8 protein-coding genes and 1 tRNA gene are annotated in these 15,146 nt (G+C 61.4%); 4 read left to right on the plus strand and 5 right to left on the minus strand.

Annotated elements, in window-relative coordinates; all coding sequences use genetic code 11:
- Positions 1 to 310: 310 nt before the first annotated feature.
- Positions 311 to 2,071, plus strand: a complete 1,761-nt coding sequence (locus tag LX81_RS05130; protein WP_111536217.1) for a hypothetical protein — start codon at positions 311 to 313, stop codon at positions 2,069 to 2,071.
- A gap of 40 nt (positions 2,072 to 2,111) precedes the next feature.
- Here LX81_RS05130 and LX81_RS05135 read toward each other — a convergent pair whose 3' ends face one another.
- The 3 genes from LX81_RS05135 to LX81_RS05145 all read right to left on the minus strand — a co-directional run bounded on the left by LX81_RS05135 (position 2,112) and on the right by LX81_RS05145 (position 7,298).
- Complete coding sequence (locus LX81_RS05135; RefSeq protein WP_111536218.1) at positions 2,112 to 2,807, minus strand: DNA-binding protein; 696 nt, start codon at positions 2,805 to 2,807, stop codon at positions 2,112 to 2,114.
- Positions 2,808 to 2,947: 140 nt separating this feature from the next.
- Positions 2,948 to 3,865, minus strand: coding sequence for a restriction endonuclease (locus LX81_RS05140; protein WP_111536219.1), 918 nt, complete (start codon positions 3,863 to 3,865; stop codon positions 2,948 to 2,950).
- Complete coding sequence (locus LX81_RS05145) at positions 3,855 to 7,298, minus strand: class I SAM-dependent DNA methyltransferase (RefSeq protein WP_111536220.1); 3,444 nt, start codon at positions 7,296 to 7,298, stop codon at positions 3,855 to 3,857. The genes LX81_RS05140 and LX81_RS05145 overlap by 11 nt, the downstream gene beginning before the upstream one ends.
- A 2,148-nt stretch (positions 7,299 to 9,446) precedes the next feature.
- On the opposite strand from LX81_RS05145, the gene LX81_RS05150 reads away from it, so the two are divergent.
- On the plus strand, positions 9,447 to 10,343 hold the full coding sequence (locus LX81_RS05150; protein ID WP_111536221.1) for an ion channel: 897 nt from the start codon (positions 9,447 to 9,449) through the stop codon (positions 10,341 to 10,343).
- Positions 10,344 to 12,593: 2,250 nt separating this feature from the next.
- On the opposite strand, the gene LX81_RS05160 is transcribed toward LX81_RS05150, so the two are convergent.
- Positions 12,594 to 12,668, minus strand: a tRNA-Gln gene (locus LX81_RS05160).
- A gap of 149 nt (positions 12,669 to 12,817) precedes the next feature.
- Here LX81_RS05160 and LX81_RS05165 point away from each other — a divergent pair.
- Positions 12,818 to 13,402: a uracil-DNA glycosylase family protein gene (locus LX81_RS05165; RefSeq protein WP_111536223.1), complete on the plus strand. Its 585-nt coding sequence runs from the start codon at positions 12,818 to 12,820 to the stop codon at positions 13,400 to 13,402.
- Positions 13,399 to 14,175 (plus strand): SseB family protein, encoded by a 777-nt coding sequence (locus LX81_RS05170; protein ID WP_111536224.1) that lies wholly within the window; start codon positions 13,399 to 13,401, stop codon positions 14,173 to 14,175. The genes LX81_RS05165 and LX81_RS05170 overlap by 4 nt, the downstream gene beginning before the upstream one ends.
- Before the next feature lies 1 nt (position 14,176).
- Here the strand turns inward: LX81_RS05170 and LX81_RS05175 are convergent, their stop codons facing one another.
- A complete protein-coding gene (locus LX81_RS05175) occupies positions 14,177 to 15,106 on the minus strand; it encodes a 2-hydroxyacid dehydrogenase (protein WP_111536225.1) in 930 nt (309 codons plus the stop codon).
- Positions 15,107 to 15,146: the final 40 nt, after the last annotated feature.

Here is a 15,146-nt window from a genome sequence, read left to right on the forward strand (position 1 = left end):
TTCCTCGCCGGGGCCGGGGAGGCCCGAGCAGCGGGGGGCCGGGGGGAGAGTGCGGAACGACTCCCCCCGGCCGCCGGAGGCGCGGGAGTGCGCGCAGCGAGCTTCCGTTGGCCGTCCGCCCAGGACCGCCTCCCCGGCGCAAGGGGCCCTCGGAGAGCCGCGCGTAGTGAGCCCCTGGAGGGGGGCGTCTCGCACTACGCATAGTCGGACACTATGCCTGATACGCGCGCCTGCGGCGCGCGTCGCAGACATTCCCGGAGGGGCACCCTTTTTACCTATTTCCCCGTCGCCTCGAACAAAGGAGATGGCGATGGAAGGATATCAATTCGCGCGCCTGGAGACGTTTTCCGTCCAAGGCGCACCCGGCAGCAAGCCGACGAAGATACGTAAGAACGGCGCGCGGGCATGGACCGCCGAGGAGGTTCTTCGGGAAGCGGAGCGTCATCCCATGGCCTCACTGCACGTGAACCCCGGTTGCCCGCCGCCGCAGATACTTCCTGGCACGGTGGGATCGTTCGCAGCTGTGCGGGCCGAGCATGCCAAGGCTGCGGCCGCGAAGGAATCCTACATGCGGAAGGGCAAGGACGGGAAAAAGAAAAAGGCCTGGCGGAAGCTGCGATCAGATGCCCGGACGCTCTATTCCTCCGTCGTCTCGCTTCCGACACTTACGCGCGACGCACTCGCTGATCCGGCTCTCGCCGCCGACTGCGTCGCGCTTCTCACCGAGGCGATGCAGCACGAGCAGAAGACCTTGGCAGCTCGCGGAGGTGTGCTCCTGATGGGGGTGATCCACTGGGATGAGGAACATGTCCATGCGCACTATCTCGCCGTCGCGCCTCAGGCTGGACGGGCCGACGGCCTGCATCCTGGACATGCTGCGAAGGCCGTTTTCAATGCTGCCCATGTCGATGCCGATGGCACAGATAGGAAAGCTGTCGGACATGGGGCGAACAGGGCTTACTGCGAGGCCATGCGCGGCTGGCAGGACTCGTTTCATGAGGAGGTCTTCGAAGGGGCCGGACTTCTCCGGTATGGGCCGAAGCGCCATCGGTTGAGCCGGGCGGACTACCAGAAGGCGAAGGCCGCGAAAGCCCAGCAGGCTGAAGACGCTAAGCGCAGCAAGATCTTGGCGATTGAGATCTCTGGCCAGGAAGAGCAGCTCGCCGCAATTGTGAAAGAAGCCGCCGAGAGCGCGCGACACCTCGCGCGTGAGAAGGCCTCGATGGCTGGAGACAAGGTGGACCTCTTGGTCCGCGAGCATGAAGTCGCTTCGTTGACCGTTCAAGCACGCGAGGAGATCTCGCGCGGCCGGTCGGTCGCTTCGACCGCAGAGGCACGGATCAGGGCGCTGAATGTCGGGACACGGGCGATCGAGGAGCGCCAGATAGATTACCGGCCAGGGGATCGGGACCGCCGGGAGGGCCTTACTTTCGGACCCGCAGCACCTGCCGACAAGAAGGAGCGTGGCAAGCTCAAGGAGGCGATCCGGCCGGCCTTCGACGTGTTGGTCAGCTTTGCCAGACGGGTTTTCCGTCTCCGTCAGCGAGAGGAAGCCCATGCGGAACTGGAAGCGGAGAGCGAGCGACGGGCTCGCAAACGGGACCGTCAGGATGCCGAGACGCGACGCCGCGCCGGGGTCGTTGCGGCGGCCCTCAGAAGCGATGGGCAATCGGTACCGGCACCTCTCGAGGCGGTAGCTGCTGGCGAGCCGCTGATCATGTCCGAGGCGAGCTTTCCTGGAGCATGGTCGATCTCGCCGGAGGCGAAGCCGGATGAGATCCGGGAACGCCTCAATGCTACGACCAATCTCCAGCTACGCACGGCGTGGCAGGCAACCCGGGACGCGGTTGAGCTGGTCGAGAATAACACATCTCTGCGAGATCGCTTCGCACTCGGCGTGCGTGTCATCGAAGCGAATGCGGACGATCGGGGGGTGGACCTGGAAAGTGGTCAGCAGAACCTCGATACAGCCAAGCGCCCCGAGGTCGCTGCATTGCACCGCGACGAGTTCCTTGGGCCTATAAGGGTCGCCAATGCGGCCAAGGAGCGCCAGCGGGTTCGCGGATCATGACGAGAGATGCCGAGACGGTGGCGTCTCGGCATCTCCACTATCACGCTGCATCCTGTTCGTCGTCGGGATCATCTACTTGCTCCGCGCCGCCGTCATCGTTTTGCCCGACGATCCGGTCGTCGCCGGAGTCGGGAAATAGAGACATTTGACTGTCGTCCTTCACGGCAGGCGCCGCGGAGCTCTCTTCGTTGGATGCGTGACTGTTGCCCTGCGAGGCGAACTCCTCCCGCCCAAGGAGACGACCTTCGAGTTTCGCGATGAGGACCTTGGCGTCCATGAGCTCTGCCGTAAGCGAAGCGACCCTCTCCTCAGCCTGTTGCGCGCGTTCCCCGGCGGCCTCTGCCTCGGCGACGGCACTGTCACGCTCGTCCTCGACCAGCCCGATATTGTCGAGGACCTCCGCTTTTTCCTCTTCGACCTCGGCGAGCTGGCTGGCGTGGGCGCGCCGTTCGATAGCCGCTGCCTCGTCGGCGCAGCGCCAGGCTGCCTCCCAAGCGGAGGCATAGAGGTCAATCACCTCTTCGGGCATCTCGGGGGCCGCGCGCGATGCTTCGGCCGCGGCCTTCTGTTCAGCGAGGACGATCTTCACGATTGGCCCGATGTCTCGGAACGATCCCTTCGTGATCTCCCGCACGGCGGCGTTGGTCGGCTTTTCGCCCTTCGCCTGGATGTCGGCGACGGCCTTGCGCACCTTCTTCTCGAGGGCGGCGTTGGTCTTCTTCGTAGCTTCGGTCATTCTTGGCACCTGCTCGGGTAATGGTAAGCGCCGGTAATACCGTCTCGGCGCTACCACCCCGTCCCGAGGTGGCAGGAAGAATGTCGGATCGTCGGTCGAAGGTCGGAAACGCGACAGTCAGAAAAGTTGGTATTCTGCGCTCAAACGCTGTCGAACCATGAGCCGTCGATGCGAACCCGTTCGACCATCTCGGTCGCGACTCCAAGCCCGTTCTCCTTGAGCAGGTCGCACAGACGGTCTCCGTCGATGAGGTCGATGGCGATGGCGCCGTCCCTGGTCGCTTCATCGGTCGCGGCCGGGGTGTAGTGGCTCGTGGTGATGAAAAGCCCCTTATCGGCCCGTCCCTGAAGGGCCCCGCGGAAGTCGCGGATTTCCTTCGCGCCGACGCTGCCTCTCCAGCGCTTGCACTGGAAGTAGACCTGGAACGAGACGAGGTTCACGCGCAGGACGCCGAGCCCGTCGATGCCGCCGTCGCCGGTCTTTCCGCGGACCTCGACCTTGGTGAAGCCAGCCTCGCGCAGGAGACGCTGGGACAGTCTCTCGAAGGCATCTGGCGCCATAGACCCGAGGACGGAGAGCAGCGCGGTTTTCCAGTCCTCTTCGTCCGCCGGCCCAGCATCCGCGTCTGCGATAACGACATCCGCATCGCCGGAAACTTCGGCCGCTTCCTTGGCCTTGCGTTTTTGCCGCGCCTTCTCGCGTTCTTCGGCCTGAACGGTCTCGACGATGGCAGCCGCGGGTGCGCGATCGTGGATGGCGCTGCCGGCCTCGGTAATCGCCCAGACGCCACGTGCGGAGTTCTCGACGGCACCGCCGCGCCGAAGGTAGGTGCGCGCCCAAGCGAGGTAGTAGTTCACCTTCAGGCGTTGATCATTGTTCGGCATCGGGATCGCCTGCTCGGCCTCCGACAAGCCCTCGAGCTCGATGACGGTCTCGTCGATCTCCTGGATGCTGCCCGACCCGCCGAGGTGCCGAAGGGCGTCGAGAGTGGCGACCATCATGCCAGCGAGATCCGGCAACCCCTCGGGCTCGATGATGAAGCGGCGATCAGATGGCATAGCGGCCCTCATCAGTCATTTCGGCCATGCCGAGGCCTGCCAGCGTCTCGAGCAGCGGGGCGACCGTGGTGGCGCGGCCGCGGGCGAAGGTGCGGGCGACGGTTTCGGCGTCGGCCTCTCCGAGATCCTCCAACGCCTCGCAGACGGCGGCGATCTGAGCGGGGAGCGACTTCGGCCAGGGGGCCTTGCCGGTCTTGGCGGCGGCGGCGATCTCCAGCTTGCCTTGCTTCGCCTCGGCGGCGAGGCCGTCGGGGTTCTGGTAATCGGGGCGGAGCCAGCGGACATGGCCGCGCGCTTCCTCGGCGGCGCGTTCGTGGTTGAGGGCCACGAGGTTCATCAGGAGGTCGTTCTCGGAGAGATCGGCCGGCCAGCCATAGGCCTCGGCCACGGCGGCGTCGATCCGGTCGTGGATGTCCTTGAGCAGACCGATCAGCCCGTCCTCGTAGACCTGCTTGTCCTTGCCTTCGATGACCTCGCCCGCGCGGAGTTTTTCGAGGGTGTTGTACATCTGGGTCAGCGTCAGCTTCGGGTGCTGCGCCTGTCGCTCCTTGCGGTGGGCGTCGAGCTCCTCACCGAGCTGGCGGAGGATGGTGCGTTGCGTGGGGGTGAGGTCGGGGAACGGAAACTTGTAGAAGCAATCGGCGTGGTTGTAAGTCGGGTCATTGCCCACACCAAGCCAGCCCCCTGCTGCCAAAGCCCAGACTGTGTGCTGTCGAGAGGATAGAACCGCCAGTTCTTCGGCTCTATCAATGGTAATCGCAACGACCTTGCTCTCGTGGAGTATATCTTCCGGGAGGAACTGGAACACACGGTGACGTGCGGTTCTCGTTGTTGCGATATATCGTTTCAGTCCCGAGAAGGCGGGTCGAAAAGTGCTTATCGGTTCCCCGAAAAGCCACCAATTTCGCCGACGCCACTCACGCTGGTTCTGGTCGCGCTCAGGCTTCACCGTGTCGGCAACGTGTTGGTAAACCTCCGGAAAACTATGCCTGACTTGATCTGAAGTCAGTCCGAAAAGATCGATTACATGAGCATCTCTCGGTTGGCCCGTTAGGTCGCGTCCGTTTCTGAAAGGACGGATGTGATTTTCCAGACCGGGTCGGATGCCCAAGCCAAGCTCACGGGCTTCATTCTCCGAGACAATGAAGCCCGGACCGTGGAGCTTTACCCCCATGCCTGCGATACGCAGATTAGATTTCAACGGCACGGCGCTACCGATATCTGCGCCGATCCGTAGGTTCGAGAAGATTAGGCCCATCTCTGTCTTGAGCTCGACATGCCGCCCCTCGGCCTCGTTTCGCTCACCACTCTCGGAGACCACCGTCACCAGCCGACCCGGTCGACTGCCGGCCGCTGCCACTGTCATGCCGATCCGCACGGCGGCCCCATCCACGGTATCTACCCACGGGTGGTCCGGGATCGCGAAAAGCAGCGACAGAGGGCGCTTAGCATCGCCAAGGTGCGGCTCCAGGACCCGACGGTTGAACGCCTGACGCAGCGAGTTCGTTGTGATCAGGCCAAACCTCCGCAACCCGGTCTGGCCGTCATAGGCTCGCGCCTTCAGTGCCGCCTTTTCCCACCAGAACATCACGAGGTCGGCGCTTTGCGGCATCTTCGGATAGGCCTTCCACAGCGCCTCGACGTAGCCGTCGCCCAGCGCCTCGCGCATACGGCTCGCCCCGATGAAGGGCGGGTTGCCGACGATGAAGGTCGACTCGGGCCACACCGCCGGCCGGGGATCGGCGTAGTCGTAGATCTGCATCCGCGCCGAGGGGTCCGGCACCTCCTCCCCCGTCGCCGGGTGGCGCATGGTGGTCGTGCCGTCCCAGCGGGTCACGGGCGCGCCGTTGTCGTCCAGCCGGGGCGTGCGGTTCGTCCACGTGAGCACGGCGTCGCGATGTTCGATGTTCTTGAAGTCGCGCAGGATCGGCTCGGAAGGCGCGGCTTTGCCGTGAGTGCGGTAGTGCCATTGCAGGTAGCCGATCCACAGCACCAGCTCGGCGACGTTGGCGGCCCAGGGGTTCAGCTCGATCCCGAGGAACTGGTGCGGGTCAACGGTGTATCCTGCAAGGCCAAGGTTTGTCTGCGTTTCGCCCAGCTCCTCCATGGTGGCGACAACCTCGCCTTCGAGGCGCTTCATCAGCTCCAGCGCGACATAGAGAAAATTTCCCGACCCGCAGGCAGGGTCAAGCACCGTGACCTCGCAGAGCTGGCGGTGGAAGCCTTGCACCTCGCGCAGCGCTTCCTTTTCCTTGCCCTGGCTGCGCAGCAAATCGGCGGCGGCTTGCACGCTGCGCCAGTCGGCGCGCAGGGGCTCGATAATTGTCGGCATCACAAGCCGTTCGACATAGGCGCGAGGCGTGTAGTGCGCGCCCAGCTTGTGCCGGCTCTTCTTGTCGAGCGCGCGTTCCAGCAGGGTGCCAAAGATCGCCGGTTCGACTTGCTTCCAGTCCGCTTCGGCCGCCTCGATCAGCAGGCTAAGCTGCACCTCGTTCAGGGGCAGCGCCGAAGCGTCGCGGAAGAGCCCGCCGTTGAAGCGGAGGAGCTTCGCCATGAGGACCGTCGAGGTGCCGCCGGTGTTCATCGTCTCCCAGAGCGACTGGAGCACCGGCGCGGCCATCTCGGGCTTGCCGCGCAGGTCCCGCAGCTTGTCGCGGAAGGAATCCTTGGGCAGCAGCTCCACATCCTCGGCGAACATGGTGAAGAGGCAGCGCATGAGGAAACGGGCGACATCCTCTCCCTCATGGCCCTGGCCCTCGAAGCTGCGTCCAAGCTGAGCCAGGTGGTCGGCGATTTCACGGGTGACCCGTGCCGCGGTGCGCGAGGGATCGAGAGACAAGGGGTCGGACCAGATGGTCCGCAGACGCTCGCGGACCTCGTCATCCCGGAGATCTTCGAGTGTGATGCGGTAGCGGTTGCCATCGGGGAACTGAGTGTAGCCCTGTCCTTGGCCGGAGAAGTCGGCGTAGACCTCGATGACATGCGCGACGTCGACGACCAGCAGGAATGGTGGCCATCCGTCCTCCTTCGAGATTGCCCGGGCGTAGCCGTCCGCCTGGTTTCGGGCGCGTAGCATCGTATCTTCGAAGCCTCGCGTGCCTCGGCGACCATGCCCCAGTTGACCCTGGGGGGCGTCCTCAGCCGACAGGAGGCTGAGCTGCTCGGATTCAGCCTTCGGGCCAGCGCCCTGCTTCGCCTCCATGACGAAACACTGTCGGCGGTAGAGATCTATCCGCCGCCGTCGGCGTGTCCCGGTGTGGGTTTCGGTGACTGGGCGTTCGAAGCGATAGTCGTTTGTCTGACCATCGCTCTGGGCAGGTTTCGGACGGTCGACCCCGAGTATGTCGCAGAGCTCGGATGCGAAGGTCTGAAAATTCGCGATCTCGCTTCCGCCGGATGCACGCCACCGCGTAATGAAATCTTCAACTTGCAATACCCGTCTCCCCGTTGGAGATCAGATTGCACGCAAGGGCTTGAATCAACAATGCCATCTCGAGGGCGATTTGCGCAGGGAATGCGAATATCATGCGTTTCCGCTTCGTCGCCGGACGGTTGCGGCGGCGTGGCTGGTGGCTGGTGCGGGGGCAGAATAGCTGAGGAGCGGGGCTCCTCAGCTTGCGCCTTCGGCAAGGCATAGCCCCCCTGTAGCGGGCACGGACCAGTCTCATCGTACCGGCTCGACTCTTGGCTATCAGCAACGATGCCTGCCCGTTTCCTTCTGAAGAAGGTGCTCCGGGAGATTCCGAGCGCGACCCAAGGCTGCCGCCGTTCCTGATCGTTCTTCTCCAGCCACTCATTGCGGGCGGTGGCTCCGGCATCATGCCGGCGTGCGCGCTGTCTGCGCGCTTTGCGACGCGCGCGCTCTTCCGGAGGCATGATCTGTTCCAGCCCGAGAGCTTCGGATGTCCGCCCGGAGATGCCGAGCAGTTCTGCGATCATAGCTCCGGAGTAGTGATAGCGGCCGTCGCGTAGGGGGGCGGTGGATCTCGGAAGTTCCGCCTGGCGACTGGCAAGCTTCGCTACGGCCCTCACCTCCGCGGCCGGCAGGAACGGTGTCGCCGAGGCCGCTGCTGCCATGACCCTCTGCTCGACTTCGGCCGGCGTCGAAGTATGCGACAGGCTCGTAGCGAAGAGGTGCAGCCAAGTGTTTCGGAAGCCCTCAGGGACTCTGCCGCCCCAAGCGCAACAAATGCGCTCCAGATCACGCTGAACGGCACGAAACTTGGCCCGCGGCGTTAGGCCGCCGGGTGTCTGTTTGATTCCGGCTTTCTTCTTCTTGGTCGCTTCCTTGTTGGATCGTAGCTGCTCACGCGTTGGCCGTCCTGCGGCAAGATAAATCGCATCTGCCAAGGCGTCGAAGAAGTAGCGGCGCAGAGAACCGCCAATAACTGCGGCTTCCTTTCCACTCTTCGAATTGATCGACCCGGGTAGGCGCGTGATGCGGGCGGCATCCCGGCGCGACGGGTCCGCACCATGGACACGAAAAAGCGCGATCAGAGCATCTTGCGCTGCCTGCCAGCGAGGTAGCGCTCGGGCCGGCATCTCATCGATCAACCAGATCGCTCCCAGCCCTCGCCCGGTGAAAAGCAGGATACTCGGTTCCGGCAAGCCAAGTTCAGAAGCCCTTGCACTGATTGCGGAAGCCCAACGACCTGTGTCCGCCGGTCGACTCGGAACGCGATCGATGTCAAGATCGAGGAAGAGGCCGTTGAGAGCTGCGAGTCGATGCCCTGAGCGTGGTCCATGGAAGCGATGCAACGTGATGTATGCGTCGTAGTCGAGCAAGGGTTCGATCCATCGCGGCGCATCCTCGACCGAGTAGGTCTTCGTAAAGATCCGGTCTCGGCAAGCCTTTACCATGATCGATGTCTTGCCGACGGAACCAGGAGTGTGGAGAATCCGCACGTAGTCCGCCGGTGAAAGGGTATTGCCGACGGGAGTGTGTATATCGAGAATTGAAGGGGCAAAGTGTTCCATCGCAAGGAACTGGTTCCAAACAGCTCCCCCTCAAAACTTGTCGAGTAACCTGTTCGAACCCTCGTTTTAGTAACCCGCGCAGGTCGTTTCACCAGAGGGAGTACGGAAATCGCAGGAGCGAACACCTATGGTCGCCGAGGAGCGGCCCATTCTGTGAAGTTGCTTGCGTTGGCTTGCTGGGTGCGCCGCGGTCGTTCTTCGCGGTCGCGAGGGTACCCCGGCCACACCGCACGAGCGGACATTCAGTCGGTGACCCGGACCAGAGCCCGCTCGATTGACACGAAGGGCGGAGAGTCGTTCGCTGCGGTCAGCGCCGATGCCTGAAAAGGGCGGGCAGCAACCGTTCGCTGCAATTGCCACTAACGACCGGTTTGCGCGGGGAGGCGAAGTTAAGCGCTCTTGCGATCAGGGTTTGCTGAACTGTAGGAATGGTAGCCTTGAGGGACTGGCGGACAAACATGAGAACCGATAAGCTTACGCAAGTAATCTATTTTGTGTGACCCTGTCGGAGCGGTTCAGACTCAACTTCGGAAGACAGAATTCACATGAAACATATTCACTATAGGAAACCTTTCTCGAAGACCTGCGGAATGAAATCATTAGCATGAGTCGAGAGACAAGAGATTTCTTTACTTTGAGGAAGCCTTATGAAGAGCTTTCGACCCCAAGTGAGTTTTGGGCATTAGTGGACGGTGACGACGAGAAGGTGCTTAAAGATCTTCTTTTCAGGCCAGATAAGCTTGAGAGCGTTGAGCCGCCTAAGAGATGGCGGGTTAGAAACAAGAAATTCTGTAACGTATCCTTCTCAAAAACTCTACTTTCACAAATTGAGTTCACCGATTGCCATTTTGAAGAATGCCTCTTTACGGGATCGGTAATCTACGATTGCAGGTTCAATTTTTGCATTTTTGTGAATTGTAACTTTTACCGGGCGCGAATTCAAGAATGCTTTATTGACCCCAAGGCGTTCGCCGAATGCCTTGACCCTAAGAGGCATGCGAACATTGGCGTAGGGCTTTACCAAGAGCTTCTGCACAATAGTAGACAGCAAGCCCAGACGGAATTCACAAGTTACGCACAATACAAATTCGTGCAATGGAAAAGATATCTAAAGAGGAGTGAAATTAGAAACTCAGATGCTGGTCGATTGGTGAAATTACTGAAGTCAATAGCCTTAGTTCCTTCATGGCTGTTTGAGTTGACGACGGGGTCTGGCATGCGACTAAGCAATCTTGCCATAACGTCCTGTGTCTTGCTTGCTACCATTACCGGCATAAATTACTTTTACTGCTCGACCTTTGGTCTTAGCTTGCAAGGCGACCCGGTTCTGACGATCACCGAAGCATTCTATTTCTCGACAATAGTAGTAACATCTCTCGGTTTCGGGGACATAACGCCCGGCACTGATCTGGGCAGGATTGTAGTTGCGTTTGAAGCGATTGTTGGCTTCCTGACATTTGCCTTACTTGTTTCTATGACATTCAGGAAAATCACAAGTTGAGGGCGAGATGATTTCAATCTGCGAAATAGGCTCAGTTGCTCGATGCGAGAGCGACATACTAAGTGACAAGGACCTCCTTGCAGTCGGATGTTCGGTCGAGGCGGAAATGGCTGTTTCTGACTACAAAGCGAGCGGATGGAATATAGCGCATTACTCCTGGTTGGAGTTTAATGAAATGGCGCAGTCTCAATCGTTATTTGTCCAGCATGTCAAACAGGACGGGCGGATAGTCCGAGATGACCAAGGATATTTGCGGAATCTGTTGGATATCTACAGACCCAACTGCAATTACACCGAGCAGCTATCGTCTGCGATCAAACCAATCCGCTTATTCGGAGGGGTTGAGTCGAGCTATTGGGGAAAGCTATTTCAGGCCGATATTCTATATGTGGCTGTTCGCAATGCTTGCATACTCCATCGGGCAACTGTCGCGGAGCCGGAGTTTGATTTTAAGAGATTGATTGATTGGGCAAGCTGCATTGTAGGCCTGACGCCCGCGGAAAAAGACACGTTGCTGCGCCTTCGCTTATTAAAGCATGCATATCGGGCGCGATGCACGGCCATAGATGTCTCCGATCTCATTGAGATTTCAAGCGCTACGAGAAAGCTGGCTAATTATTGGGCTGGACTTTCTTGTGCGACCGAAAATGCAAAAGAAGTCTCAAATGGTTACTTCGAGATGCGCGCACTCGAAGGTCAGCTTGTTCGCGCAGTTGGACCCGTATACATGGATAAATTGGACAGATCTCACGAACTGACGGAGCTATGGTCCACGATATGTAACTCTGACCCTTACAAGCCGAGACCTCCTCGTCTACAAAAATGGTCCAAGAACGTGTCAGATTTCCTCGCATGGCAGCACAGGCACTAAAGGCGCTACTTCGGCGCAAACCATACGTGCAAGAGTTGCAGTCTACATTTCCGAATAAAATTATCCCCGGGCTGGTTCATGTCTTTCACCAAGCTCGCTTTGAATGGCGGGTTCGGGCCGAGGCTGTGTGGAAACTCAGATTTACCAAAATGGCGAGGGACGATTTCCTTCTCAGGCCACTCACGGCCGCCAGCATCGGAACAAAACTCCTCAGGATCGCCAGCTGGCGAACGCTATCCCAGAGCCGACCATGTCCTGTCGAGTTTTCACACAGCCTCGGCCGAACGCAGTCGAGATCCGGCTGCAAGTCGAGCGGCTACGGTGATCGCAGATCGAAATCATGTGGAGCTGGTCGGTCGTCCTCAGGAACTTGTCCACGATCTTTCGCGACGTGATCAGAACTCTCTTGCGGACCCTTCCCTTTCTGCACAATCGCGATCAGCCGATCCACGGCCTCAGGATCGTGTGGCCTGTCGCGCACGTAGGTTCGCAGCACATACGCTACGAAGGCAAGTCCAAGAACAGTCGAAACGAAGTAGACCAAGAGGAAGACGATTTCGAACGAAGTCATGATCATTCAACCTAAACATAGAGAGAGTGCCATCTCTGCGACCCGTAGAGGCGAGCGTTGAGACACTATCGTCCGACTATGCCCGTCGCGGACATGGGAGCCGAGGCTGACGATGCCTGCGCGATCCTTGGTCAGGGCCTTGGCATTCCGCGGTCGAACTCTCGTTGCCTTCAGTCAAGAGAGGCCTTGACAGTTTTCGTGCGCCGGATGGTTAGACATAGACCCAACTAAGCCATTGCGAAGCATAGGGCCGATATTTTGTCTAATATCCTATAAGGCATTGAAAATAAAAGATTTGGGAAGTTCTCCCCAGCGCGCCATTTTTCTCTCAAGAAGTGATATAGCGGTTTTCCAGCATGGTCGGAGGACTGATCTGACTCCTCCCTTTTCTGTCGGCGCCAAGCTTCGGATCAAGGTGCCCGGTTCGGTTCGAGATTCATCGATTTCAGCTCTGGCTCGAAGAAAGCAGTAGAGATCGTCGGAGTTTGATCGAGTGTCGTCGGAACGGTCGCGTCGAAACGCTCCGGCGTAAGTGTTCACTTACCAAGGATCGTAGAAACTGATCTGTGCGCGGATCGCTTCAGTTTCGCCCTTGGAGCCATGACGCGGAGCACAGCCTAGCGAACCTGTGGAACCAGAATTTTGCCGGATGTCGGGGCCATTCGACCATGGTCTATCGGCAGGACGACAAGAACGATACCGCAGCTTCACACGTCGTGCTTCATTTGCAGGCCCCGGGATGGCGCGAGCCATCATTCTGTAACCGCAACCTGCCGACGGGGTATCGTCAAAACTATCGCAAGAAAAATGGCTGGGGTGGTAGGATTCGAACCTACGATACACGGTACCAAAAACCGATGCCTTACCGCTTGGCTACACCCCAACGTGGCTCGCGTTCTATGCAGGAGCGGGGCCGGGTGCAAGAGGTTCGGGACCGGTTTCTCCGATCCGTGTCACCTTCCGATCAAGTTGTCCGGGTCACCACGTCGGAGGGCGGTTGCGCCCGACTTCCTCGTGGATAGGGTGCGCGGCATGGAAGACCTCATGGACGCGCTACGCGGCTGCACGATCTGTGCCGAACGGTTCGCGCACACGGCGACGGGGCATGCGCCCAACCCGGTCGTCTGGTTCCGTCCGGGCGCGCGTCTGCTCATCGCCTCCCAGGCGCCCGGGTTGCGGGTCCACGAGGCGAACACGCCTTTCTGGGACCAGTCGGGCGTTCGGCTGCGAGACTGGCTCGGGCTCGACGAGGCGACCTTCTACGATCGCAGCCGGGTGGCGATCGTGCCGATGGCCTTCTGTTTTCCCGGCTACGACAAGGCGGGCTCGGACCTCCCGCCACCGGCGATCTGTGCGCGAACGTGGCGAAGGCCGATCCTCGAGGGGCTAGACGAGATCGAACTCAGCGTCTTGATCGGCGGACATGCGCAGAAGTGGCACCTGGGGGGCAAGCGGTCCGTGACCGAGACGGTGCGGGCTTGGCGCGATTACGCTCCCGCGATCTTTCCGCTGCCTCATCCGAGCTGGCGGAACACAGGCTGGCTGAAGCGCAACCCCTGGTTCGAGGCGGAGGTGCTGCCTGCCCTGCGCGACCGGGTGAAGGAGGTCCTATCATGACACCGCTCGACCGGGCCCATGACGCGATGATGGCGGACGAGGCCGACGATGCCGCACGGCTCGCCTTCTACGAACGGGTGGCGGATGCGGAGCTCTATCTCCTACTCGACGGGGAGCCTTCGGGTGACGTCCTCGACCCGCGGATCTTCGAGACGAGCCAAGGCGCCTTCGCGCTCGTGTTCGATCTGGCCGATCGGCTCGCGGAATTCGCAGGCGGCCCCGCGCCCTACGCGGCACTTTCCGGCCGGCTTCTCGTCGGCATGGTGGCGGGGCAGGGATGCGGGATAGCGCTCAATCCCGGCGTGGCGCCGTCTTCCATCCTGTTGCCCGCGGACGCGGTCGGATGGATCGCCGCCACGCTTGCGGAGGAGGCCACGGAACACGAGGCGCGGCCGGTGGAGCTTACCTTCCCCGCGGGCTTGCCGGAGCGGCTCCTACCCGCGCTCGATGCGAAGCTCGGGCTTGCCTCGGGACGGGCGAGGTTCGCCTATCTTGCCGCGGTTCGCTACGCCGACGGGACGAACGGCCACATGCTGGCCTTCGTCGGCGCGACACCGGGGGCGGAACGCGCGCTCGCGGGCGCGGTGCGCGAGGCATTGGTCTTTTCCGGCCTCGAAGCGGGGCAGATCGACGTCGCGTTCTTCGATCCGTCCGACGCGATCGCGGCGCGCCTCGCGAAGGTCGGGCTCAGGATCGACCTTCCCGTTCCGGAGGAGCCCGGGCCGCGCGACGCTCCGGGCAGCGATCCGGACCGTCCGCCGCGCCTGCGCTAGCTCAGTAGCCGGCGTCGCGGTCCACGAGGTGGAGGAAGGGCTCGCCCGCCTCGCCGCGCCGGACGTTCTCCGCGATCACGGTGGCGGCGGTCGGGGGACGAGTGCTCGACGCGATATGCGGCGTCACGGTCACGCCGGGATGGCTCCAGAACGGATGATCGCGCGGCAGCGGTTCGGTGGCGAAGACGTCGAGCGTGGCATGGGCGATCTGTCCGGTCTCCAGCGCCGATATCAGCGCGGAATCGACGATGAGTGGCCCCCGCCCGGGATTGATGATGACGGCCCCCGGCGGCATCCGGTCGAGCGCGTGGCCGTCGATGACGCCCCGCGTCGCCTCTGTCAGCGGCAGGAGAAGGACCAGGATATCGGAGCGTGCGAGGATCGCGTGCAGCCCCTCCGTCCCCGAAAGCGTCGTGATCCCGTCGATCGTCTTTTGCGAACGGCTCCAGCCCGCGACGTCGAAACCCAGGCCCGCAAGCGTGGTCGCGCAGGCCGCGCCGAGCGCGCCGATTCCGAGGATGCCGACACGACGGTCCTGTGCCAGGGGCGGCGCTTCAGGACGCCAGACGCCGTCCTGATTGTGGATGTGATCGTCGATCCCGAGGTGATGGCGCAGGACGTGGCCGGTGACGTATTCCACCATGCCGGACGTCAGCCCCGGATCGACCATGCGCGCGAGCGGCACGTTCAGTGTCGGATTTCCGGTGACGGCTTCCACCCCGGCCCACAGGTTCAGCACGGCCTTCAGGCGGGTGAAGGCCGAGAAGTCGACGAGCCCGGAACTTGGCGCGTAGACGATGTACTCCACGGTTTCGGGGTCGTGCCGGGTCGAGAGCGTGACGTCGAGGCCAACCGCGTCGAAGGCCGTCTCGAGCGGGGCGCGGTACTTTTCCCACGATTCGTCGCTCGCCGAGAAGAGGATGGTTACCATGGCAGCGCGATCATGCGGGCCAATGCTGAGAGCCTGTGGA

Source organism: Palleronia aestuarii, assembly GCF_003253995.1.
GTDB lineage: Bacteria > Pseudomonadota > Alphaproteobacteria > Rhodobacterales > Rhodobacteraceae > Palleronia > Palleronia aestuarii.

Bases quoted from the DNA above. Each gene is read 5' to 3' on its own strand.
- LX81_RS05130 (WP_111536217.1), top strand. From the start codon at position 311: ATGGAAGGATATCAATTCGCGCGCCTGGAGACGTTTTCCGTCCAAGGC.
- LX81_RS05135 (WP_111536218.1), bottom strand. From the start codon at position 2,807: ATGACCGAAGCTACGAAGAAGACCAACGCCGCCCTCGAGAAGAAGGTG.
- LX81_RS05140 (WP_111536219.1), bottom strand. From the start codon at position 3,865: ATGCCATCTGATCGCCGCTTCATCATCGAGCCCGAGGGGTTGCCGGAT.
- LX81_RS05150 (WP_111536221.1), top strand. From the start codon at position 9,447: ATGAGTCGAGAGACAAGAGATTTCTTTACTTTGAGGAAGCCTTATGAA.
- LX81_RS05165 (WP_111536223.1), top strand. From the start codon at position 12,818: ATGGAAGACCTCATGGACGCGCTACGCGGCTGCACGATCTGTGCCGAA.
- LX81_RS05170 (WP_111536224.1), top strand. From the start codon at position 13,399: ATGACACCGCTCGACCGGGCCCATGACGCGATGATGGCGGACGAGGCC.
- LX81_RS05175 (WP_111536225.1), bottom strand. From the start codon at position 15,106: ATGGTAACCATCCTCTTCTCGGCGAGCGACGAATCGTGGGAAAAGTAC.